23 protein-coding genes are annotated in these 21,902 nt (G+C 65.5%); 16 read left to right on the top strand and 7 right to left on the bottom strand.

Annotated elements, in window-relative coordinates; genetic code table 11:
• Positions 1-723: 723 nt before the first annotated feature.
• Together ADBZ9O_RS05195 and ADBZ9O_RS05190 are read left to right on the top strand one after the other, a co-directional pair.
• Entirely contained in the window at positions 724-1,215 is a 492-nt protein-coding gene (locus tag ADBZ9O_RS05195; RefSeq protein WP_526529042.1) for an SRPBCC family protein, read from the top strand.
• A gap of 59 nt (positions 1,216-1,274) precedes the next feature.
• Entirely contained in the window at positions 1,275-2,069 is a 795-nt protein-coding gene (locus ADBZ9O_RS05190) for an acyl-CoA thioesterase (RefSeq protein WP_526529040.1), read from the top strand.
• 7 nt (positions 2,070-2,076) lie between these two features.
• Here ADBZ9O_RS05190 and ADBZ9O_RS05185 read toward each other — a convergent pair whose 3' ends face one another.
• On the bottom strand, positions 2,077-2,541 hold the full coding sequence (locus tag ADBZ9O_RS05185) for a GatB/YqeY domain-containing protein (protein WP_526532849.1): 465 nt from the start codon (positions 2,539-2,541) through the stop codon (positions 2,077-2,079).
• On the opposite strand from ADBZ9O_RS05185, the gene ADBZ9O_RS05180 reads away from it, so the two are divergent.
• From ADBZ9O_RS05180 to ADBZ9O_RS05160, 5 genes are read left to right on the top strand one after another with little or no spacing between them, the layout of a single operon-like run.
• Positions 2,509-3,918 (top strand): DUF7847 domain-containing protein, encoded by a 1,410-nt coding sequence (locus ADBZ9O_RS05180; protein WP_526532847.1) that lies wholly within the window; start codon positions 2,509-2,511, stop codon positions 3,916-3,918. The two genes, ADBZ9O_RS05185 and ADBZ9O_RS05180, sit on opposite strands and share 33 nt — an antisense overlap.
• A gap of 13 nt (positions 3,919-3,931) precedes the next feature.
• Positions 3,932-4,588: a DUF4129 domain-containing protein gene (locus tag ADBZ9O_RS05175; RefSeq protein WP_526529038.1), complete on the top strand. Its 657-nt coding sequence runs from the start codon at positions 3,932-3,934 to the stop codon at positions 4,586-4,588.
• A complete protein-coding gene (locus ADBZ9O_RS05170) occupies positions 4,585-5,733 on the top strand; it encodes a DUF4350 domain-containing protein (protein WP_526529036.1) in 1,149 nt (382 codons plus the stop codon). Before ADBZ9O_RS05175 ends, ADBZ9O_RS05170 begins: the two co-directional genes overlap by 4 nt.
• Positions 5,730-6,722 carry an AAA family ATPase gene (locus tag ADBZ9O_RS05165; RefSeq protein ID WP_526529034.1) on the top strand — a complete coding sequence of 331 codons (993 nt, stop codon included), beginning with the start codon at positions 5,730-5,732 and terminating at the stop codon, positions 6,720-6,722. The genes ADBZ9O_RS05170 and ADBZ9O_RS05165 overlap by 4 nt, the downstream gene beginning before the upstream one ends.
• Positions 6,722-8,044, top strand: coding sequence for a DUF58 domain-containing protein (locus ADBZ9O_RS05160; protein ID WP_526529032.1), 1,323 nt, complete (start codon positions 6,722-6,724; stop codon positions 8,042-8,044). Before ADBZ9O_RS05165 ends, ADBZ9O_RS05160 begins: the two co-directional genes overlap by 1 nt.
• A gap of 92 nt (positions 8,045-8,136) precedes the next feature.
• Here ADBZ9O_RS05160 and ADBZ9O_RS05155 read toward each other — a convergent pair whose 3' ends face one another.
• Positions 8,137-9,129 carry a stage II sporulation protein M gene (locus tag ADBZ9O_RS05155; RefSeq protein ID WP_526529030.1) on the bottom strand — a complete coding sequence of 331 codons (993 nt, stop codon included), beginning with the start codon at positions 9,127-9,129 and terminating at the stop codon, positions 8,137-8,139.
• A gap of 27 nt (positions 9,130-9,156) precedes the next feature.
• Between ADBZ9O_RS05155 and ADBZ9O_RS05150 the strand changes: the two genes are divergently transcribed.
• Genes ADBZ9O_RS05150 through lfrA form a run of 3 tightly spaced genes read left to right on the top strand, consistent with a single transcriptional unit; the run spans position 9,157 to position 12,281 of the window.
• Entirely contained in the window at positions 9,157-10,065 is a 909-nt protein-coding gene (locus ADBZ9O_RS05150) for an RDD family protein (RefSeq protein WP_526529028.1), read from the top strand.
• Between the two features lie 60 nt (positions 10,066-10,125).
• Positions 10,126-10,695, top strand: coding sequence for a TetR/AcrR family transcriptional regulator (locus ADBZ9O_RS05145; protein ID WP_526529026.1), 570 nt, complete (start codon positions 10,126-10,128; stop codon positions 10,693-10,695).
• A gap of 44 nt (positions 10,696-10,739) precedes the next feature.
• On the top strand, positions 10,740-12,281 hold the full coding sequence (lfrA, locus tag ADBZ9O_RS05140; protein ID WP_526529024.1) for an efflux MFS transporter LfrA: 1,542 nt from the start codon (positions 10,740-10,742) through the stop codon (positions 12,279-12,281).
• Here the strand turns inward: lfrA and ADBZ9O_RS05135 are convergent.
• Both ADBZ9O_RS05135 and ADBZ9O_RS05130 read right to left on the bottom strand, forming a co-directional pair.
• The gene (locus tag ADBZ9O_RS05135) at positions 12,272-12,766 is read right to left on the bottom strand and encodes an anthrone oxygenase family protein (protein ID WP_526529022.1); all 495 of its coding nucleotides are present in this window, start codon (positions 12,764-12,766) and stop codon (positions 12,272-12,274) included. The two genes, lfrA and ADBZ9O_RS05135, sit on opposite strands and share 10 nt — an antisense overlap.
• 74 nt (positions 12,767-12,840) lie before the next feature.
• Positions 12,841-13,173 carry a hypothetical protein gene (locus ADBZ9O_RS05130; RefSeq protein WP_526529020.1) on the bottom strand — a complete coding sequence of 111 codons (333 nt, stop codon included), beginning with the start codon at positions 13,171-13,173 and terminating at the stop codon, positions 12,841-12,843.
• Positions 13,174-13,230: 57 nt separating this feature from the next.
• On the opposite strand from ADBZ9O_RS05130, the gene ADBZ9O_RS05125 reads away from it, so the two are divergent.
• Positions 13,231-14,184 (top strand): helix-turn-helix transcriptional regulator, encoded by a 954-nt coding sequence (locus ADBZ9O_RS05125; RefSeq protein ID WP_526529018.1) that lies wholly within the window; start codon positions 13,231-13,233, stop codon positions 14,182-14,184.
• Here the strand turns inward: ADBZ9O_RS05125 and ADBZ9O_RS05120 are convergent.
• From ADBZ9O_RS05120 to ADBZ9O_RS05110, 3 genes are all read right to left on the bottom strand, one after another.
• Positions 14,111-15,319 carry a cation:proton antiporter gene (locus tag ADBZ9O_RS05120; RefSeq protein WP_526529016.1) on the bottom strand — a complete coding sequence of 403 codons (1,209 nt, stop codon included), beginning with the start codon at positions 15,317-15,319 and terminating at the stop codon, positions 14,111-14,113. The two genes, ADBZ9O_RS05125 and ADBZ9O_RS05120, sit on opposite strands and share 74 nt — an antisense overlap.
• The gene (locus tag ADBZ9O_RS05115; protein WP_526529014.1) at positions 15,316-15,690 is read right to left on the bottom strand and encodes a hypothetical protein; all 375 of its coding nucleotides are present in this window, start codon (positions 15,688-15,690) and stop codon (positions 15,316-15,318) included. The genes ADBZ9O_RS05120 and ADBZ9O_RS05115 overlap by 4 nt, the downstream gene beginning before the upstream one ends.
• A gap of 72 nt (positions 15,691-15,762) precedes the next feature.
• Positions 15,763-17,100 carry a carotenoid oxygenase family protein gene (locus tag ADBZ9O_RS05110; RefSeq protein ID WP_526529012.1) on the bottom strand — a complete coding sequence of 446 codons (1,338 nt, stop codon included), beginning with the start codon at positions 17,098-17,100 and terminating at the stop codon, positions 15,763-15,765.
• Between the two features lie 90 nt (positions 17,101-17,190).
• On the opposite strand from ADBZ9O_RS05110, the gene ADBZ9O_RS05105 reads away from it, so the two are divergent.
• The 5 genes from ADBZ9O_RS05105 to ADBZ9O_RS05085 all read left to right on the top strand — a co-directional run bounded on the left by ADBZ9O_RS05105 (position 17,191) and on the right by ADBZ9O_RS05085 (position 21,895).
• Positions 17,191-17,910 (top strand): GntR family transcriptional regulator, encoded by a 720-nt coding sequence (locus tag ADBZ9O_RS05105; RefSeq protein WP_526529010.1) that lies wholly within the window; start codon positions 17,191-17,193, stop codon positions 17,908-17,910.
• Positions 17,911-18,003: 93 nt separating this feature from the next.
• Positions 18,004-19,560 carry an NCS1 family nucleobase:cation symporter-1 gene (locus ADBZ9O_RS05100; protein WP_526529008.1) on the top strand — a complete coding sequence of 519 codons (1,557 nt, stop codon included), beginning with the start codon at positions 18,004-18,006 and terminating at the stop codon, positions 19,558-19,560.
• Between the two features lie 60 nt (positions 19,561-19,620).
• Positions 19,621-20,154, top strand: coding sequence for a PadR family transcriptional regulator (locus ADBZ9O_RS05095; RefSeq protein WP_526529006.1), 534 nt, complete (start codon positions 19,621-19,623; stop codon positions 20,152-20,154).
• 95 nt (positions 20,155-20,249) lie between these two features.
• On the top strand, positions 20,250-20,978 hold the full coding sequence (locus ADBZ9O_RS05090; protein ID WP_526529004.1) for a PadR family transcriptional regulator: 729 nt from the start codon (positions 20,250-20,252) through the stop codon (positions 20,976-20,978).
• Between the two features lie 62 nt (positions 20,979-21,040).
• On the top strand, positions 21,041-21,895 hold the full coding sequence (locus ADBZ9O_RS05085) for an aldo/keto reductase (protein ID WP_526529002.1): 855 nt from the start codon (positions 21,041-21,043) through the stop codon (positions 21,893-21,895).
• Positions 21,896-21,902 lie beyond the last annotated feature (7 nt).

The raw sequence follows: 21,902 nt of genomic DNA, 5'->3' as shown, positions 1-21,902 counted from the left end.
TCAATATAGATCTGCGGATTCCAGTGGTCGCAGTAAGCGCAGAACGGGTCGCCGTAGCTGCATGGATACGGAGCGAAGGTCGGTGCGGGGGCCGACCCACCGCGAACGCTTCCGGTACTCGCGCACAGCGTACTTCCGCCGCAGTAGTTGCATTCTGCCCTCGCCGCCGACGCTTGCACTATTGCCCCACTGCAGCGCTGGCACTCACGAGTGGAATCAGATTTGCCAGTTCTATCGAGGGGCGTGAACACAACGCGAACGCTATCAACGAATTCATAAGTTGGGTTGCGTAGCAACATCTTTGCGTACACAAGCATAACGGCCACCACCCACCAGATACTGGACGATAAAGTGATCCTTTCAATTTTCCTTCCCGACTGGTAGCCGCGGTAATCGAAGCGGAGACGCTTCTGAACCCGCTGCAAGGCAGTCGATTTCGATGATGCAGACGTGTCTGTCCGCGTCTGCCCATGCCAGCCCTAGGTTGCTGAACGAAACGCCGACAAATCTACTCGTCGCCGCTAGAACACTCTCGCGCCCAAGAGATTTCGCGTACTGAGGTAAACTCGCAGGACAGTTGAGCTGCGCATGCTTGACCCTCGGACCACATCGGATGCGCCACGGACACCGACGCCCGCTGGGGGCCCATCACATCACGCCCGATGATCACCGAGATAGCGCCGCACTTGTTATCAGAACCGCTGTCACGCATGCTCTGCAGGCATGGCGCGCTGGTTTCCCCTTGAGTCTGCTGATGCGGACCTGTTCACGACTGCTCCACACGTCTTTACCTACGAGCAGCATTACGCGGCATCTCCTGAGCGGGTCTGGGAGTCGTTGGCCTCGGATGAGTCACTATCGGCGTGGGGGTCGACGGTTTCGTCGTTGACCTGGCTCTCACCTCGACCATTCGGGGTCGGCACCCTGCGTGAAGTCGGATTGGGCCCGGCGAAGGTGCACGAGCGTTTCTTCCGCTGGGACGAGGGCCACGGTTATTCGTTCTACATCTATGAAGCGAACGCTCCGCTGTTTCGCCGCTTCGCGGAGGACTACATCGTCACCCCGGAGCGAGGTGGCACCAAATTCATCTGGACGGTCGCCCTTGAGCCGAAACCGGCGCTGGCGTTGCCATTCAAAGCACTCGCACCGGTGCTGCAATTGGGGTTCGGCCGGATGGCCAGCGACGGCAGAAAGTACTTCGCCAAGTCAGCGTGATTTGACCAGCACCTGACGATTACCGCCGCCACCAGCCCAACCGCTAGGGTCGGCACCTGATGACAGGTGTCAAGAAGAGCTGGATTGCGCAACTGCTGGAGTTCGACCGGGACGGCGACGTCTTTGTTTTCCCCAACCCGCAGGGCGGCCCCGGCCCACGGTTGTTCGGCGGGATGATCGCCGCTCAGGCACTCGGCGCCGCCGGCGCGACCGTAGAACCCGACAAACTCGCCCAGTCGCTGCACCTGTACTTCGTCCGCGGCGGGCAATACGGCGTCGATATCGAACTACGGGTTGAGCGCACCCGAGATGGTCGGTCGTTTGATACCCGTCGGGTCACCGCGGTACAGAACGGCAAGGCCATTCTTGAGATGATCGCCTCTTTTCACCGCCCCGAACCGGGCACCGACTGGTACCCCGAGACCACCCCCGGCGTCGAATTCGACGAGGCGATACCGAAAACGCCGGATATCGAATTCGCCAGCCGCTTCGATATCCGGACCAGACCCGAGGACGACTCGGTGTTCGCGTTGCCACCGTTCTGGATCAGAACCAAAGACGAGATCGAGAACAATGCGTTGATCCGGGCGTGCACGTTGACTTTCATGTCCGATTTCGGACCCGTTCCGGTCGCCCGCCCACCGGGGACGCCCCTGACCCCCGGCAGCGGATTCGCCGCCAGCCTGGATCATTCCGTCTGGTTTCACCGGTCGTTCGACCCGAACCAGTGGCACCGGTATGAGGTCAACGCCGCCAACACCGGCGATTCACGCGGGCTGGTGCACGGTTCGCTTTATGACCGGGCGGACACGCTGATCGCGAGCACCGCACAGGAAGCGCTCTGGCGCATCTGATCGAGGCTCAGAGCCGATCTTTGACGGCGGCCGAGATACGCGCACCGTCGGCGTTACCCGCGGCAATTGCGTTGGCGGCCTTCATAACCTGGCCCATCTGTTTCTGGCCGGGCTGGTGCCCGATTTCCTCGGTCACCTGCGCGATCGCGGTGTTCACGACGTGCGCCAGCTCGTCATCGTTGAGCTGCGTCGGCAGGTAGTCGTCGATGACGCTGGCTTCGGCGCGTTCATTGGCGGCCAATTCGCCGCGACCATTCGTGATGTAGATCTGGGCGGCTTCACCGCGCTTCTTTGCCTCCCGGGACAGCACCTTGACCACGTCGGCGTCGGTGAGTTCGCGCGGCGCTTTGCCCGCAGTCTCCTCGGTCTGGATAGCGGCCAACAGCATCCGAAGGGTCGCGGTGCGCAGCTTGTCCTGCGCCTTCATCGCTGCGGTCAGATCAGACCGCAGCCTGTCCTTGAGTTCGGCCATGAGCGAAACGCTACGCGCCCCGACAGCGCGCCAGTGCGGGAGCACGTTGTCAATTTCGGCAGTCATCGACAGGATGGTGACCATGAGCAACGACGACGGGGGTGTCGGCCGGTGAGCATTCCCCCCACGGGACCCGGTTGGCCGCCAGAGGCTTATCCACCGCCGCCAGGCTATGGCCCTCCCTCACAGGGCGCCCCGGGATATCCGCCGCCGGCCGGCTATCCGCCGCCCGGTTACGGACCGCCACCCGGCTATCAGGCTCCCGGGTACCCGCCTCCGGGTTATCCGGCCCCCGGCTATCCGCCACCTGGTTACGGGCCGCCACCTGGTTACGGGCCACCGCCCGGTTACGGGCCGCCGCCGGGCTATCCCGGTTACCCGCCGCCGGGTTATCCGGCGCCACCGCAGCTGGATTTCAAGCCGGGCATCATCCCGCTACGGCCACTGAGCCTCAGCGATATCTTCAACGGCGCGGTCATCTACGTCCGGCGTAATCCGAAGGCCACGCTTGGTTTGACGGCGGTCGTGGTGATCATCACCCAGGTGCTCGGCCTGTTCATTCAGCTCGGCCCCCTTGCGGCGATCGGACAGTTGGATGCGCTGCGCGGAGATAGCACCTCGGAGGTCGGGCTGATCGGAGCGTCGGCGACGTCGGCGGTCAGCGCGCTTGTGCAGGCCCTGGCAGCCATCGTGCTCAGCGGCATGCTCACCGTCATCGTGGGTCGTTCGGTGTTCGGCTCGTCGATCACCATCGGCGAGGCCTGGGCCAAGATCCGCGGTCGCATCCTGCCGTTGCTCGGCCTCGCCTTGCTCGAAGGCCTTGGCGCGGTGGTGCTGATCGCGCTGGTCGTGTTGATCATCTTCGCCGCCGCGGCCGCCGCCAACGGCGCAGTCGCCGCGGTGATCGGAATCCCGCTCGGGTTCGGAGTCTTGGCCGCCCTGATCTACCTGGGCACCATGTTGTCCTTTGCGCCGGTGGCTATCGTGCTCGAACGCCAGCCCATCGTGGCTGCCATCCGACGCTCTTTCGCGTTGGTGCGCAACGACTTTCTTCGGGTGTTCGGCATTCGCTTGTTGGCCAGTGTGGTCACCTGGGCGGTCGCAGGCGCGATAGCGATACCGTTCGCCATCGGTAACGCTGTCGCCGGCACCGATACCACCTCGGCCATCCTGTTCGGCACGGTGTTGGCCACGATCGGCGCGATCATCGGGCAGATCATCACGACGCCGTTCGTCGCGGGCGTCACCGTGCTGCTCTACACCGACCGGCGCATGCGCGCTGAGGCATTCGATCTGGTGTTGCGCACCGGCGCCGGTGCCGCCGGTGCGGGTGCACCGTCGGATTCCACCGATCATCTGTGGCTGACGCGGCAGTGAGGATCAGCACGCTGTGTCGACGGTAGACATCGATCGCGATGCCGCCCATGAGGCCGCGCAGCAGGAACTGAGCAAGCCGATATACCCCAAAGAGGGGTTCATGCAACGGTTATCGGGCTGGTTGGATGAGCTGTTGTACCGGATTCTCCTCAAAGGCGCCTCGGTGCCCGGCGGCTGGCTCACCATTGTGCTGTTGTTGATCCTCGTCGCGGTCGCAGTCTTTGTCGCCATCCGGGTTGCCCGGCGCACGATGCGCACCAACCGAGGCACGGACTATCAGCTTTTCGGCACCACCGACCTCAGTGCTGCCGAGCACCGCGCAACTGCCGAGCAGTATGCGGCGCGGGGCGACTGGGCGGCGGCGATCCGGCATCGCCTGCGCGCCATCGCCCGTCAGCTCGAGGAGACCGGGGTACTAGATCCGGTGCCTGGCCGCACCGCGAATGAGCTGGCCCGCGACGCGGGCCTGTCGATCCCCCGGTTGGCTGCTGAACTTTCCACCGCGGCAACAACGTTCAACGACGTCACCTACGGCGAAGTGCCCGGCACACAGGTCGCCTACCGCACCGTCGCCGAGCTCGACGAACACCTCAGGACGCAACCGGCCGCCACCGTCGGTGCACAGGCCGGTCCGGGACCTGTCGGAGATACCTGGGTGGAGGTGCGATGACGTCCACGTCGGTGACTCCGACCGTCTCGCACCGGTGGCGCACGTGGCGGTGGGCGGGGTTGGCGCTCGTCGTCATCACGATCCTCGCCCTGATCAGCGCGTGGCTCACCGCACCGCGACCCGGCGGTCGGATGGACCCGGAGTCCACCTCGCCTGACGGTGCGCATGCGTTGGTCGCCCTGCTGCGCGACCGTGGGGTGGAGGTGACAGTCGCCGATACCGCGGCCCAGGCAGCGCAAGCGGTACGCGACAACTCGCTGTTGTTGGTCGCACAGACCGACTTCACCGCCGATCCCGATCGGCTGCGCGGACTTAGCGAGACGCCGGCGGATCTGCTGTTGATCGAACCGACTTCGCGCACCAGGGAGGCGTTGGCACCAGATCTGCGGCGCGCACCGCCCCTGACGCTCAACGGCACGCCGGACTGCGATCTACGCGAGGTGACACAAGCCGGGATCGTCTCGCTCGGGACGACCGACGCCTACCAGGCCACCGACGATGCCCCCGATGTCACCAGCTGCTACGGCGGTGCACTGGTGCGGTATCGCGACGGCCAGCGCACCATCACGGTCGTCGGTAGTGCCGATTTCATGACCAATTCGACACTGCTGAGTGAAGGTAACGCCGCGCTTGCCATGAACCTGGCCGGCGCCCGGCCACATCTGGTCTGGTATGCGCCGCAGCACCCGGATGGCGAAAACTCAGGTAGCGCAACGATTGCCGACCTCGTCCCCCCACAGGTCGGCTGGATGATCTGGCAGGCCTGGCTGGCGGTGGCACTGATCGCGCTGTGGAAGATCCGGCGGATGGGCCCGCTGGTCACCGAGGACCTTCCGGTGGTGGTCCGTGCTTCCGAGACCGTCGAGGGCCGCGGTCGGCTCTACCGGTCACGGCGGGCGCGCGACCGGGCGGCCGAGGCATTGCGTACTGCCACCTTGCAACGGCTCTCGCCTCGTCTGGGACTGGGTGTCAACGCCCAGCCGCCGGCCATCATCGCCACGATCATCGCGCGCAGCGCCGGTAACCTGACCGATCCCCAAGCGCTGCACCATAACTTGTTCGGTCCCGCACCGGCGACCGACGACGACCTGCTCCACCTTGCTCATGCACTCGACAACATCGAAAGGCAGGTCGCTCACTCGTGACGCAGCCACCCCCCGTTTCCACCCAGACCGGTTCCCCCGCAACAGCGGAATCGGCCCGCGCTGCGCTCCTTGATTTGCGGTCCGAGATCGCCAAGGCGGTCGTCGGCCAGGAGGCCGTCGTCAGCGGTCTGGTCATCGCACTGTTGTGCCGAGGCCATGTGCTGCTCGAAGGTGTTCCCGGCGTGGCGAAGACACTATTGGTGCGGACTTTGGCGGCGGCGCTGCAGCTGGAATTCAAACGCGTCCAGTTCACTCCCGATCTGATGCCGGGCGATGTCACCGGGTCCCTGGTGTACGACGCCCGCACTGCGGCGTTCGCGTTCCGTGAGGGCCCGGTGTTCACCAACCTGATGCTCGCCGACGAGATCAACCGGACCCCACCCAAAACGCAGGCCGCACTGTTGGAGGCCATGGAGGAGCGCCAGGTCAGCGTCGACGGGGATCCCCGACTGCTACCTGATCCGTTCATCGTGGCCGCGACGCAGAACCCGATCGAATACGAGGGCACCTACCAACTGCCCGAAGCCCAGCTGGACCGCTTCCTGCTGAAGCTGAATGTGCCGCTGCCACCGCGGGATCAGGAGATCGCCATCCTCAACCGCCACGCGCACGGTTTCGACCCGCGGGATCTGTCCTCGATCCGCCCGGTGGCCGGACCCGCCGAACTGGCCGCCGGCCGCAACGCGGTCCGCCAGGTCCTGGTCGGCGACGAGGTGCTGGGCTACATCGTCGATGTCGTGGGTGCCACCCGGCAGTCACCGTCGCTGCAACTCGGCGTGTCACCCCGCGGCTCGACCGCCCTGCTGGGGACCGCCCGGTCATGGGCATGGCTGTCGGGCCGCAATTACGTGACCCCCGATGACGTCAAGGCGATGGCGAAACCGACACTGCGGCATCGCATCGCGCTGCGTCCCGAAGCGGAGCTCGAAGGCGCCACCACCGACGGTGTCCTTGACGGCATCCTGGCCGCAGTTCCGGTGCCGCGGTAGTGGTTCTCACCGGCCGCGTCGGGCTGGTTGCACTGATCTGCATCCTGCCCATCGCGGTAGCGCCCTGGCCCGCAACACTATTCGTGGCGATGCTGGCGGCACTGTTGGTTGTCATCGCCGCGGATATCGCGATGGCAGCCAGTACCAGCCGCTTGGATCTGACCCGCACGGGTGACACCTCCGCGCGCCTCGGCGAGCCTGTCGATATCGCACTGCTGGTGACCAACACAGGAAAGCGCAGATTCCGCGGACTCGTGCGCGATGCGTGGGCGCCCAGCGCGAGGTCCGAACCCCGCACGCATGAGGTGGATATCGCGCCCGGGCAACGCCAGCGGGTGGACACGCGGTTGCGTCCGGTCCGGCGCGGTGACCAGCTGTCCGCGGTGGTGACGGCGCGGTCGATCGGCCCGCTGGGCCTGGCCGGCCGGCAGAGCTCTCACCATGTGCCGTGGACGGCACGGATCCTGCCGCCCTTCCTGTCGCGCAAGCACCTGCCGTCACGGCTGGCCAAGCTGCGTGAGCTCGACGGCCTGCTGCCCGTACTCATCCGCGGCCAGGGCACCGAATTCGATTCTCTGCGTGAATATGTCGTCGGCGATGATGTCCGGTCCATCGACTGGCGAGCCACCGCCCGGCGCGCCGATGTGGTGGTCCGGACGTGGCGCCCCGAACGCGACCGCCGGGTGGTCATCGTCGTCGACACCGGACGGACCTCCGCGGGCCGAGTCGGGGTCGATCCGACCGCGTCAGACCCGGGTGGCTGGCCACGCCTGGACTGGTCACTTGATGCCGCACTACTGCTGGCCGCCTTAGCATCCCGAGCCGGCGATCACGTGGATTTCCTCGCACACGACCAGGTGGCCAGGGCGGCGGTGGTCGGCGCCTCGCGCACCGAACTCCTGGCCCAACTCGTCGCAGCAATGGCCCCCCTGCAGCCCGCGCTGATCGAATCCGATTCGGCGGCAATGGTTGCCACCATCCTGCGGCGTACCCGTCGCCAAGCATTGATCGTGCTGCTGACCGACCTGAACGCGTCAGCGCTCGACGACGGCCTCATGCCGGTCCTGCCGCGGCTGTCGGCCAAACATCAGGTGATCGTTGCGGCAGTCGCCGACCCACGGGTCGATGCTCTGGCGGCCGGACGCTCCGATGCCGCGCAGGTGTACGACGCGGCCGCCGCCGAGCGGTCCCGTAACGAGCGGCGGGCGATCGCGTCCCGGCTGCGGCGCAGCGGCGTCGAGGTGGTCGATGCCCCGCCGGAGGAGTTGGCGCCCGCGCTGGCGGATCGCTACCTGGCGATGAAAGCCAGCGGCAAGCTCTAGCCCGTCCCAGTCCTTCTTTTGCGCGAGCAGACGCAAGCATCCCTTCACCCCCGGCGTGTCGGGGGTCATTTGCGACTGCTCGCGGGATGGCGCTAGCGGGCAAGCGCGAGGTCGGGGGCGTCCTCGATATCGCCGGTCTCCCCGGCCCGCACCCCTCGGCGGCCGAAATAGATGACGTAACTGAGGAAGGCGGCCTCGGCGAGGACGCCGATCCCGATGCGTACGAAGGTCGGCAGCGGCGACGGTGTGACCACCGCTTCGATCAGACCTGATATCAGCAGCACGACAACGAGTCCGACCGCGACAGACACCACCGCCCGACCCTGTTCGGCCAGAACCTGTCCGCGCGGCCGGTTTCCAGGGGCGATCACCGACCAGCCCAGCCGCATCCCGGCGGCGGCGGCGAGGAACACCGCGGTCAATTCGAGCAGCCCGTGCGGTAGCAGCAGCCCGACAAATAACCCGCCCTTACCAGCATGGAACATCAATCCGCCGATGACGCCGAGGTTGGCCGCGTTATCGAACAGCACCTGCGGGATCGGGATGCCGAGCACGATCGAATAGCCGATGCACTGGGCGGCCACCCAGGAGTTGTTCAGCCACACCTGAAGTGCGAACGATGCTGCCGGGTGCTCGCTGTAGTACGACTCGACATCGTGATTGATCAATTGGTCGATATCCGAAGGTGTCCCGATCGCGGATTGCACATCTGGGTTGTGCGCCACCCAGATACCGATCACGAACACCACGACGAAGAACCCCACCGCTGACCCCAGCCACCAGCGCCACGACCGATAGGCGACAACCGGGAAGGACACCGTCCAGAAGCGGACGAATTCGCGCCACAGCGGTGCGTGCGCGCCGGTGACCACCGAGCGGGCGCGGGCGACCAATGTCGAGAGACGCCCGATAAGAACCGAGTCCGATGAGGTGGACCGCACCAACGACAGGTGCGTCGACACCCGCTGGTACAGCTCGACGAGTTCGTCGACCTCTGCGCCGGTGAGCCGTCGACGCCGTTTGACCAGTGCCTCCAGTCGATCCCACGTCGCCCGGTGGGCAAGCACGAACGCGTCGACATCCACCGGACGAAGTCTAGTAGCGTCGCCGGTATGGCAACGCCGTACACGTCACCGCCGCCGGCGGGCACGGTGGTGACCGGCGACGCCGTCGTCCTCGATGTGCAGATCGCTCAACTGCCGGTCCGGGCCGTCGGTGCGCTGATCGACGTATCCGTGATGGTGTTTCTCTACATCCTCGGCGTGGTGTTGTGGGCGACCAGCCTGAGCGAATTCGATTCAGCGCTCTCGGCTGCGGTGCTGATCATCTATACGGTGCTGGTACTGGTCGGGTATCCGCTGGTATTCGAGGTCGCCACCAGGGGCCGATCGCTGGGCAAGATGGCAATGGGCCTGCGCGTCGTCGCCGAGGACGGTGGGCCGGAACGCTTCCGCCAGGCTCTCTTTCGGGCGTTGGCCTCGGTGATCGAGATCTGGACGTTCACCGGCGGACCCGCAGTCATCTGCAGCCTGCTGTCGTCCAAGGGCAAACGGATCGGCGACGTTTTCGCCGGCACCCTGGTGATCAGCGAGCGCGGACCGAAGCTGGGCCCGCCACCGGTTATGCCGCCGTCGCTGGGATGGTGGGCCTCATCGTTGCAGCTGTCGGGCCTGCGCCAGGAGCAGGTTGAGCTGGCCCGCCAATTCCTCTCCCGTGCAACACAACTCGAACCTGCACTGCGCGATCAGATGGCCTACCGGATCGCGGGTGAGGTGACCGCTCAGATATCGCCGCCACCGCCACCGGGGACGCCCCCGCAGTTCGTCCTCGCCGCGGTGCTGGCCGAACGGCATCGACGTGAACTGACCAGGCTGGCCGCGGCCGCGCCACAGCCGTATGCCCCGGCCCAGCAGGGACCCCCGCCGCCGTACTGGGGTCCGCCGGCGCCGCCATCAGGTCAACAGGGACCTGGACCCAGCGCGCCACCATCGGAGAGCACCGGTTTCGCACCGCCGACATGAATAAACCATGAATGGGACATGACTGTCTCATTTTGAGGTTTTTGTGTTATATTTTGGCTCATGACCGAGCAATTGCTGGAGGATAGCGGGCCGCGCGCCCGCACCCGGAAGGCAATTCTCGAGGCCGCCATGACGGTGCTGGTCGAGAACCCCGCCGCCGCTCTGAGCGATATCGCCGCCGCCGCGGGCGTTGGGCGCAGCACCCTGCATCGGCACTACCCCGAGCGCAGCGACCTGATCCGCGCGCTGGCCCTGCACGTGCACGCGCTGAGCACCGCCGCCATCGAAGAGGCGGACCCGACCTGCGGCCCGCCGATCGCCGCCTTGCGACGCGTGGTCGAAAGCCACCTCGATCTGGGCCAGATTTTTCTTTTCGTCTACAACGAGCCGAGCGTGCGGGCGGACCCCGAACTGCGGGCGCACCTCGACACCGGCGACGAGGCCATCGGGGAGGTGCTCACCAGGATGTCGTGTACGGCGATACCGCCAGGCTGGGCCCGACGGGTGTTCTGGGCGCTGATCGATGCCGGGTCCGAAGCGGCCCGCGTCGACCACACACCCAAGCACCAGATCGTCGACGCGATCATCGACAGCCTGACCGAAGGCACCATCAACCCCCAGCAGGTCTGATCCGACCTCCCACATACGCATCATCTGCACTACAGGAGCACCACATGTCTACCCGCCTCGACGCCGTGGCGAATTCGTCTACCCCACACACGCCGCGCAGTGCGTGGCTGGCGTTGTCCGTTCTGCTGCTGCCGGTGCTGTTGGTCGCCATCGACAACACCGTGCTGGCGTTTGCCCTGCCGGTGATCGCCGAAGATTTCCGACCCGCTGCCTCCACCCAGCTGTGGATCGTCGACGTCTACTCGCTGGTGCTTGCCGCACTGTTGGTCGCGATGGGCAGTCTCGGTGACCGGGTCGGTCGGCGCAGGCTGCTGATCATCGGATCCAGCGGTTTCGCGGTGGTATCGGCCGTGGCCGCCTTCGCGCCGAGCGCTGAATTCCTGGTCATCGCGCGCGCCGCGCTCGGTGTCTTCGGCGCGATGCTGATGCCATCGACGATGTCGCTGATCCGCAACATCTTCGCCGACGCCTCCGCGCGACGGCTCGCGATCGCGATCTGGGCGTCGTGTTTCACCGCCGGCTCAGCGCTGGGCCCGATCATCGGTGGCGTGCTGCTGCAGCACTTCCACTGGGGCGCGGTGTTCCTGATCGCCATCCCGGTCCTGCTGCCACTGCTGGTGCTCGCACCGCGGCTGGTGCCTGAATCGCGTGACCCCAACCCCGGCCCACTAGACCCGATCAGCATCGTGCTGTCCTTCGTGGCGATGCTGCCGTTCGTCTGGGCGATCAAAACCGTCGCGCACGACGGCCCCTCGGTTGCCGTGCTCGCCGCGTTCGTCGTCGGGATCAGTTCTGGCGTCCTGTTCGTACGCCGCCAGAAGCGCAGCGCAACACCGATGCTCGATATGGATCTGTTCAAGCACGCGCCATTCAGTTCCTCGGTGCTGGCGAACTTCCTGTCCATCGTCGGGCTTATCGGGTTCATCTTCTTCATGTCCCAGCATCTTCAGCTGGTGCTCGGGCTGAGCCCGCTGGCGGCCGGTTTGGTGACGCTGCCAGGCGCGGTGGTATCGATGATCGCTGGTATCGGCGTGGTCAAGCTGGCGAAACACTATGCCCCCCAGACTCTTATCGTCACGGGACTGCTCGCGGTGTCCGTCGGCTTCTTCATGATCTTGGTCTTCCGCCACGATCTGTCGATCACCGCGGTGATCATCTCGTTCATCGTCTTGGAGTTCGGCGTCGGGTTGTCGCAGACCATCTCCAACGATGTCATCGTGGCATCGGTGCCTGCCGCGAAGTCCGGGGCGGCGTCGGCGGTGTCCGAGACCGCCTATGAGCTGGGGGCCGTCGTGGGCACCGCGATGCTCGGCACCATCTTCAGCGCCTTCTACCGCGCCAATGTCGTTGTCCCCAGCGGTCTCACGCCCACCCAGACGGCCGACGCAGCAGAGAGCATCAGCGGTGCCAGCTCGGTCGCCAAGACACTGCCCGGGGGTGGGTCGCAGATGCTGATGGACTCAGCGCGGGTCGCGTTCGACTCTGGTATCGCGCCCACCGCGGCGATCGCCGGCTCGTTGACCCTCATCGCCGCCCTGGTGGTGGGCCGGACGTTCCGCGGTAAGCACGTGCTGCCTCAGCGGTAGCGCAGACCCAGTAGCAGCAGCGCCGATCCGAGCAGCGGTGCCACTGTGCGCAGGTGGTTCCACGCGGTCCACGGCCCGAGGTAGGCCTGCCACGCGGTGGCGACCTCGGCGCCAGTGAGGGTGGCCGGGTCCAGCGCTTGCAGCCGGTCGTTCAGCGGCACGTTGAACGCGATCGTCACCACGGCGGCCACCAACGTCAGGGCCGCGCCGGCGAGGAGATAACCGGAGCCCGGTTGACGCAGGTGCAGCGCCGCGACGACCCCGACGGCCAGCGCCAGCAGCGTGGACCCGAAGAACATCAGCAGGAACGCGGGGTTGGCCTGGGCTTCGGCGTTGATACCGCGCATTGCGGTGACGGCGGCCGTCGGGTCGACGCGGTCGAGGCCCCGCATGACGAATGTCGAGAAGGCGTAGAACAGGCCGCCGACGGCGGCGCTTCCGATGGCTGCCGTGGCCGTCAGGACGAGGTAGGGGCTGGTGCTCATCACACCAGCCAACCGCTCACGGCCAAGACGCAACATGGCCTACGGTCTCGATGACATACGCGATCGTCTCGCCCTCAATGCTGGAACGCGAACGCCATCGCCGCCACGTCCGCGATCAGCAGAAGCCACGCCACCACGGGCACCACGAAGCCGCGGGGGCGTCGGGCGGTGAAGAAGCTCAGCACCACGGTCACCACGGCGATCACCGGCGGTGCGTAGAGCATCACGGTGTAGACGGCTTCGGACGGCAGGTGATCGCACCCCTGAGTGCTGCACGCCGCGGCCCCCATGACGGCGCCATAGGAAAACAGCATGACGGCGGCGGCACCGGGGATCGTCAACAGCGCCAACACCCAATTGGTGACGGTAGTCCGGCGACCGGTGCGTTCGGGTGTCACTGAATTCATCGTTTGGGCCTACCCATGTACGGACGTGACGAACCCGCTTGGAGTTAGGCTCCCGACGTGGACGCGCTGGTCGGGTTGCTCGACGGAGTGCGGGCCCGCGGGGCATTCATTCTGCGGCTCTCACTCGAGCCACCGTGGTCGATGCGCATTCAGGACGAGGCGCCGTTGACGCTGATCTGTCAGACCCACGGATCGTCGGTGATCGTCGGGCAGGATGGCGGCCAAACCTGGCTCGGGCCCGGTGATCTAGCGCTGGCGCGCGGTACCGAGCACTACCTCTTCGCCGACGATCCTGATACCCCGCCGCAGGTTGTCATCCACCCCGGGCAGCGCTGTACGACCGGCACCGGTGCGGATCTGCGCTTCGAGATGGCGGTGGGTGTTCGCACCTGGGGCAACAGCGCCGCCGGGTCGGCTCGCGCGGTGATCGGCGCCTACGAGGGCCACAGTGCGGTCGGATCCCGGTTGCTTGAGGCATTGCCGGCGCTGGTGGTTGTGCGGGCCGATGAGTGGGACACCCCGCTGATCGACATGCTCAGTGCCGAAGCCGGCCGGGATACGAACGGCCAGGAGGCATTCCTGGACCGACTGCTCGACCTGCTGCTGATCGGCGCGGTGCGGACGTGGTTCGACCACGCCGGGAACGCGCCCCGCTGGTGGCAGGCGGCGGATGACGATATCGTCGGCCCGGCGCTGCGGTTGATCTACCACAATCCGGAGCACGGCTGGACGGTGGCGAATCTTGCTGCGGCAGTGGGCTGTTCACGTGCAGTGTTCGCCCGCAGGTTCACCGAACTGGTCGGCGAACCGCCGATCGCCTTCCTGACCGGCTGGCGGTTGGCGCTGGCGGCCGATCTGCTGCGCCGCGGGGACACCACCATCGCCGCGGTGGCCAGGCAGGTGGGTTACAGCACCCCGTTCGCGCTGAGCAGCGCCTTCAAACGGGCTTTTGGGGTGAGTCCGAACGCCCATCGGGCGGGGGCGGGGTTATCGGACCGGACGGCGTTGTAGCCCTCGTCTGACGCCGCGCGGCGAATATGCCCGCGATCGACGTGGCGGCGATGGTCAGGATTGCCCCGAGCATCAGAGCGGCAGGCTCCCCCGGTTGCAGCAGTTGTTCCTGGGTGCCGATGGTTGCCGCTGCGACGGGCACCCCCAGTTGCGCAGCAGAGAAGATGGCCAGGTTCAGCGGCTGCCGCAGCACCCTGCCGACGGCATGGGCCAGCACCGCGCCCGCGCCGAGGCACACACCGAGCAGGATGAAGCCGGGGTTGGCGGCGAGATCACGCACCTGTAGGGACGCGCCGAGCCAGACGAAGAACAGCGGACCGAAGAAACCCTCTGTCACACCGAACAATTGGCGGGCCAGTCGGCGGGGTTCGCCGATCCCGGCGATGGCCAGGCCGAGGGCGAAGCCCGCCAGCATGATCGAGACGTGGGTGCTGACCGCCAGCGCTGCGAGGCCGAAAAGAATGGCCAGGCTCAGCCGCAGCTCCAACGCCAGCTGGTGTTTACGCGAGTATTTGTGCAACCGCCTTCGCAGGCCCGTGGTGTCGGCGCGGCGCAGGATCACGAACAGGACGGCCGCGCAGAGCGCGACGGCCAGTGACCCGAGTGCGGCGCGTGGTGCCCGGCTGGGGTCGATGACCAACGGCAGCAGCACAATGCAGGCCGTATCGGCGACGGCGATTTGGGCGGTCACCGAGAGCACCGGCGGTCCGGTCAGCCCGAGGTTCTCGATGATCGGCAGCGCAAGGGCCGCCGACGATGACGCCATCAACACCGCGTAGAGCGCCGCATGCCCGGTATCGAACACCGACGCGATACCCACCCCGAGACCGGCCGCCACCGCCCCGACCAGCACCGCGCGAGCCAACGCCCCGGGTACCGACGACCGCATTGCCTTGTCGCGGACCGGAACATTGGTGCCGACGACGAACATCACCAGCGCGAAGCCGATATCGGCGAACAGCGTGAACGTCGGGTCGGTGTGATCGATGAGCCCCAAGCCGGTCTTACCGAGCACCACACCGGCCAGGAGCTCGCCGACCACCACCGGAACCCGCAGATGTGGAACCACCGACAGCACCGGTCCGGTCAGCCCGACGATGACGAGCAGGGCCAGGGTGCCGAACCCGAATGTCATCCCCAGGGGGCCAAATGGCAGGGGATGTCGGTGTTTTCATCGGTCAGGTAGCTGGCACACACCCGGTGGTAGCCGTCGGCGATCTGGAGATTGACTGCCTTGGGTCCGTTGCCGCGGACCAGCAGGATCGGCGATAGCTTCTTACCGTCGCTGATCTTCTTCAGATCGCCCCGCACCCGCACATTGGTCTCCGGCAGCAGGGCCAGGCTGGCGGCCCGGAGAATATCCTTGGCCTTGCGATAGACCGGCTTCGCGGCCTTGAGATTCGCGACGGTCTTGCTGACCGTGTCCGGGTCGGCGAGCAGGCTCAGATAATCGGCGGCGGCGTCGTAGTCGTGCGCCTCGGGTTCGCCCAGCCAGGTGACAGCCATCCGGACACCCTAGTGCGGGAAGCCGTTCATCTGTTGTTGGTTTCAGGCGGTGCTAGTTCACGCCGTGCTAGTTCACGCGGCGATCCAGTTGCCGTGGAATCCGAACGGCACCCGCTGCGGCATCCGGATCCGCGCGACCGGTGCGCCGGTGAAATCAGCGGCATCGAGGATCACCAGATCACTGCTGTCGCGGCCCGGGTCATAGACGTAGGCGAGATACCAGCCGTTGCTCTCATCTGCGGGACCCGACGTGGCCGGGACGAACACCGCCTCACCCGGGACGCCGGCTCCGAGCTGATGCTCCTGGGCGGCGCCGGTGCTCAGGTCGTAGCGCAGCACGCTGTGCTCGGCGGGCGTCACCGAGTAGCGCGCGGGCAGACCGGCCAGCCGGTCGTCGATGCGGGGGAACTCCACGGGCCGGTCATCGAGCTGCCGCTCTGCGACTCGGCCGGTGGCAAGGTCGATGGTCCAGCTCCACAGCGCGCCGTCGGCTTCGAATCCGCCATTGTTGCGCCACAATTCCTCATACCGAACCGCTTGGAGCACAATCGCTTTCCCGTCGGCGGTATCGTGCGCATTGGCGACGTGGAAGACGTAGCACGGGTCGATGTCGAACCACCGCACATCACCGAACGGATCATCGCGTCGCATCACACCCAGCCGGGCCCCGTAGGTGTCATCCCACCGGTACGGCATGTCCCCGGTTCCGGCGAGCTCGAGGTTGAACACGATCGGCAGGTCCATGAAGATGATGTGCTCGGCCGTCATGGCGAAGTCGTGCATCATCGTCAACGCCTTCACCTCGAGCGGACGGTTGATGATCAATTCGCCTGCCGCGTCCGCGCGGTGATAGGTGACATGCGGTTCGAAGAGGTTGCCGTAGCCGAAGAAGTGCAGCTCGCCGGTGGTGGGGCAGATTTTGGGGTGCGCCGTCATCGAATCGACGAGCTTGCCGCCGAAGTCGTACGCGCCGATGGTCTCCAGGTCATTGCTGATCTCATAGGGCAGGGATGACTCCACCAGCGCCAGGGTCTTACCGGCGTGATTGACGACGTGGGTGTTGGCCTTCGCGGCGCGCAGATTTCGGGTGCCGTCGGCGTTGTAGAGCGGAAAGTCTTCCTTGAAGCTGTCGGTCTGCACCCAGCGGTTGCGGTACCAGGCGGCACGGCCGTTCTCGATGCGAACCCCGTGGATCATCCCGTCGCCGGTAAACCAGTGCCCGGACGCCTCGCGGGGGTTGGGGCCGTTGCGCAGGTACCAGCCCTCGATCTCGGCCGGGATGGCACCTTCGACGGGTAGGTCGAAGGCAGTCAATTCGTCAGCGACGGGTGCGTAATTGCCCCGCTGAAAAAACTCGCCGGTGCCGAAGATTGCAGAGGCGGTGTCCTCGGTTTTGGTCGTCTCGGTCATGCACACCACTTTCACACTCCAGGATTGACATGTCAAGAGTGGAATGTGTTTCGCTCGGCGCGGTCGGCACAAACGTAGGAAAATCGCGAGATGTCGATCCGCCGCCACTCCTCCGGGGTGTTGTTCAAGATCGCCATGAACACCACCGGCACCTCGCAGCAGACCATCGTCGACGAACTCCGCCGTGTCATTCTCGACGGTGCCGTTCCACCGGGCACACCGATACCGGTCGGCGAGATCGCCGAGATGTTCGGTGTCAGCGCCATCCCGGTGCGCGAAAGCCTGAAAACCCTCAAAGGCGAAGGCCTGGTGCAGCACCGCACCAACGCCGGGTACACCGTGGCCCAGCTGACGGTCAGTGAGTTGGCCGAGATGTACGTCGTGCGGGAAACACTGGAGTCTGCGGCATTGGCCGCGGCGGTGGCAAACGCATCCGACGCTGAGCGCGATCACGTCGCCGAGGTCAATCGGCTATTGGAAAAGGCTGTCCAGGAAAATGATTCGCAGGCCTACCACCGGCAGAGTCGGCACTTCCACCTCGGCCTGACTCGACCTTCGCGCATGCACCGACTGGTGCACATGCTCGAATCAGCTTGGAATATAACCGAACCCGTGCAGTTGATGGTGCATGTACCGAGCGCCGACCGAAGCCTGCTGCACGAGGATCACAACGATATGCTCGACGCGTTCCTCGCGCGCGACGTCGACCGACTGCTCGCCACCGCCGCCATTCACCACACCCGTCTCAATGCGGTGGTCGCCACCCTGCCTGCCGATTCGGGTCTGATTGTCGACGATCACCGGGACTGAGCTTCCGAAAATATATTCTCGGGGCAACGGTTGTGAAATATCTGCTGGCTACTTTCCGTCCATCGAGTTTTCTCTTTGACAGGAAGCAGTTCCATGACAGACACCCGAGATCTACCGCCGAGTGCCGTGGTCGGCGCTGGTGACATCGTCGAAGCCGCGGGTCATCCGGTCGGCGGCGGACTGATCAAAGAACACTACGACCCGCGGCTGACCAACGAGGATCTGGCTCCGCTGGCCAAACAGTCCTGGTCGACCTACAACATCTTCGCCTTCTGGATGTCCGACGTGCACAGCGTCGGCGGCTATGTCACGGCAGGCAGCCTCTTCGCCCTCGGGCTGGCGAGCTGGCAGGTGCTGATCGCCCTGCTGGTGGGCATCGTCATCGTCTACTTCCTATGCAACCTGGTCGCTAAGCCCAGCCAGCAGGCTGGCGTGCCATATCCGGTGGTATGCCGCAGCCCGTTCGGCGTCCTCGGCGCCAATATCCCCGCCATCATTCGCGGTCTGATCGCCGTCGCGTGGTACGGCATCCAGACCTACCTGGCCTCGGCGGCGCTGGATGTGGTGCTACTCAAGCTGTTTCCCGGCTTGGCGCCGTACGCCGATGTCGACCAGTACGGCTTCACCGGGCTATCGCTGCTCGGCTGGGGCAGCTTCACGTTGCTGTGGATCCTGCAGGCCGCGGTGTTCTGGCGCGGCATGGAATCCATCCGCAAGTTCATCGATTTCTGTGGCCCCGCCGTCTACGTCGTGATGTTCATCCTCTGTGGCTACCTGCTGTGGAAGTCGGGTTGGCACGTCAGCCTGAGCCTGGGCGGCGAGAAGAAGGGCAACACGCTGGTGATCATGCTCGGCGCCATCGCCCTGGTGGTGTCGTACTTCTCCGGCCCGATGCTGAACTTCGGCGACTTCGCCCGCTACGGCAAGTCCTACGCCGCGGTCAAGAAGGGCAACTTCCTCGGCCTGCCGGTCAACTTCCTGGTGTTCTCGCTGCTCGTCGTGGTCACCGCGGCTGCGACCGTACCGGTCTTCGGCGAGCTGATCACCGACCCGGTCTCCACCGTCGCCAAGATCGACAGCGTGACCGCAATCATCTTGGGCGCCTTGACATTCACCATCGCCACCATCGGTATCAACATCGTCGCCAACTTCATCAGCCCCGCATTCGACTTCTCCAACGTGAGCCCGCAGAAGATCAGCTGGCGCATGGGCGGCATGATCGCCGCCGTCGGTTCGGTGCTGTTGACGCCGTGGAACCTCTACAGCAATCCCGAGGTCATCCACTACACCCTGGAGACGCTCGGCGCGTTCATCGGTCCGCTGTTCGGCGTGCTCATCGCCGACTTCTACCTGATCCGCAAGCAGAAGATCGTGGTCGACGATCTGTTCACCATGTCCAAGACCTCGAACTACTGGTACAAGGGTGGCTACAACCCGGTGGCCGTGGTCGCCACCATCGCGGGCGCGGTGCTGGCTGTCATCCCGGTGCTGACCGGCGGCATGATCTTCGGAATGGCCGGTGCTGCGCAGTACAGCTGGTTCATCGGCTGCGCCGTGGCCTTCGGCCTGTACTACCTGCTGGCATTGAACGGCCCGTGGCGGATGAGCGCGCTGCGCGTCCCAGAAGGTGCCACCCTCGTCGAAAACTGACGACACTCACGCTACGGCCCGACATTCCACAACTGGAATGTCGGGCCGTAGACTTTTCCCGTGAGCCTTCGGATCGCCGCACTCGGGTTACTGGCCCAGCACCCCGGCAGTGGGTATGACCTTCTCAAACGTTTCGAGAAGTCGATGGCCAACGTCTGGCCCGCGACGCAGAGCCAGCTCTACGGCGAATTGAACAAACTCGCCAACGCCGGGTTGATCGAGGTCAGCGAGATCGGACCGCGGGGCCGCAAGGAGTACCAGGTCACCGACGCCGGCCGCACCGAATTGCTGCGCTGGATCACCGATCCCAGCGATGACCCGCCGCTGCGGCTGCCCGATCTGTTGCGGGTGTTCCTGCTCGACAACATTCCTACAGACGAAGCCCGCAAGCACGTGATGGCCATGGCCGAGTACGCGGATTCCGAACTGGACCGACTCGGCGAACTGCGCGACGCCCCGATCTGGGATGACGGCGACGCCAGCTTCTTCGCCCGTGCCGCCCTGGAATTCGGTCTCCGGAACGCCGTCACGGAAGGCACCTGGGCCCGCTGGCTGCTCGCTGAACTGGATAAACGGACGCCAGACGCCATCTAGACGGATTAATGGTTGCATCACGATAGTTTCCGATATATCGTCAACGTATCGGAAGCCAGATTCGTGCTTCCTTCTTACAGGAAAGAAGACTCACCATGACTCCCCCATTCACACCCCCAGGCGGCCCGTTCGGTTTCGGTTTCGGTCCAGATGACCGTCGTGCGCTGCACGAACACCGCCGCAATGCCCGTCGCGACTTCCGCGACCACGTCCGTGAACACGTCGCCGAAGGCGGCGATTTCGAGCGCGGCTTCGGTCGCAGCTTCGGTCCCGGTGGACCCGGCGGCTTCGGTCCCGGTTTCGGCGGACCCGGCTTCGGCTTTGGTCCAGGCCCTCGTGGCCGACGCGGCGGCGGCGGACCGGGACACCCCGGCCGTGGACGCGGCCGCGGTAAGCGCGGCGACGTCCGCGCCGCCATCCTGACGCTGCTCACCGAGCGGCCGATGCACGGCTACGAGATGATCCAGGAGATCGCCGAGCGCAGTAAGGACCTGTGGAAGCCCAGCCCCGGCTCGGTCTACCCCACCCTGCAACTGTTGGTCGACGAAGGACTGCTCGTCGCAGGCGAAAACGATGGCAGCAAAAAGCTTTTCGAGCTCACTGACGAAGGCCGTGCCGCCGCCGAGAAGATCGAGACGGCTCCGTGGGACGAGATCGCCGAGGGTGCAGACCCCGCTGCGGTCAACCTGCGGACTGCCGTTGGCCAGTTGTTCGGCGCGGTGCGCCAGGGCGCTCAGGCCGGGACTTCCGAGCAGCAGCAGCGGATCATCGACATCGTCAACAACGCCCGCCGCGAGATCTACCAGATCCTCGGCGAGGAGTAGCGACAAAAACGAAGGGGGCGCATTCGGAACTGAATGCGCCCCCTTTGTCGTTGCTGCTAGTCATGACGAAGTTTCCGCTCGCCAAATTCATTGTCAGCCGGATCGGGTTCGGAGCTATGCAACTCCCCGGACCTGGGGTTTTCGGCCCGCCGCGCGACCATGACCACGCCATTGCCGTGCTGCAGCGCGCCGTCGAACTCGGTGTCGACCACATCGACACCGCCCAGTTCTACGGTCCCGACGTCGCCAACCAACTCATCCGCGAGGCGCTGCACCCCTACGCCGACAACCTTGCGTTGGTCTCCAAGGTCGGCGCCCGCCGCGACGATAAAGGCAATTGGATTCCGGCGTCGCAACCCGGTGACCTGCGCGCCGATATCGAGCTCAACCTCAGCGAGCTTGGCGTGGACCAACTGGCCGCCGTCAACCTCCGGATCCACGGTGACGACCCATCCGCGGCCGGCGCCGTCGACCGCGACCTATTCGATCGCCAGCTCACCGCGATGATTGCGGCCCGCGACGAAGGCCTGATCGGGGGAATCGGGCTGTCCAGCATCTCGCTCGAACACCTGCAGATCGCGTTGGACCGCACCGAGATCGTCACCGTCCAGAACGCCTACAACCTGGTCGACCGAACCTCCCAACCGGTGCTCGACGAGTGCACGGCACGCGGCATCTCTTTCGTGCCGTTCTTCCCACTGGGCTCGGCCTTCAACGCCGACAATCCGGTGCTGGGCAACGCCGCGGTCAAGAAGGCCGCCGCCGACCTGGGCAAGACGCCCGCGCAGATCGCACTCGCCTGGACCCTGGCGGTCGCCCCGAACGTGCTGCTGATCCCCGGCACGTCGTCGGTGGCACACCTCGAAGAGAACATGGCGGTGGCCGATATCGAGCTACCCGCCGACTTCGCCCCCTAGCCTTGCG

Origin of the sequence: Mycobacterium sp., from assembly GCF_965229105.1 — a bacterium.
Lineage (GTDB): Bacteria > Actinomycetota > Actinomycetes > Mycobacteriales > Mycobacteriaceae > Mycobacterium.
Note: the sequence above shows the minus strand (reverse complement) of the source record. Positions and strands in the feature narration are given on the sequence as shown.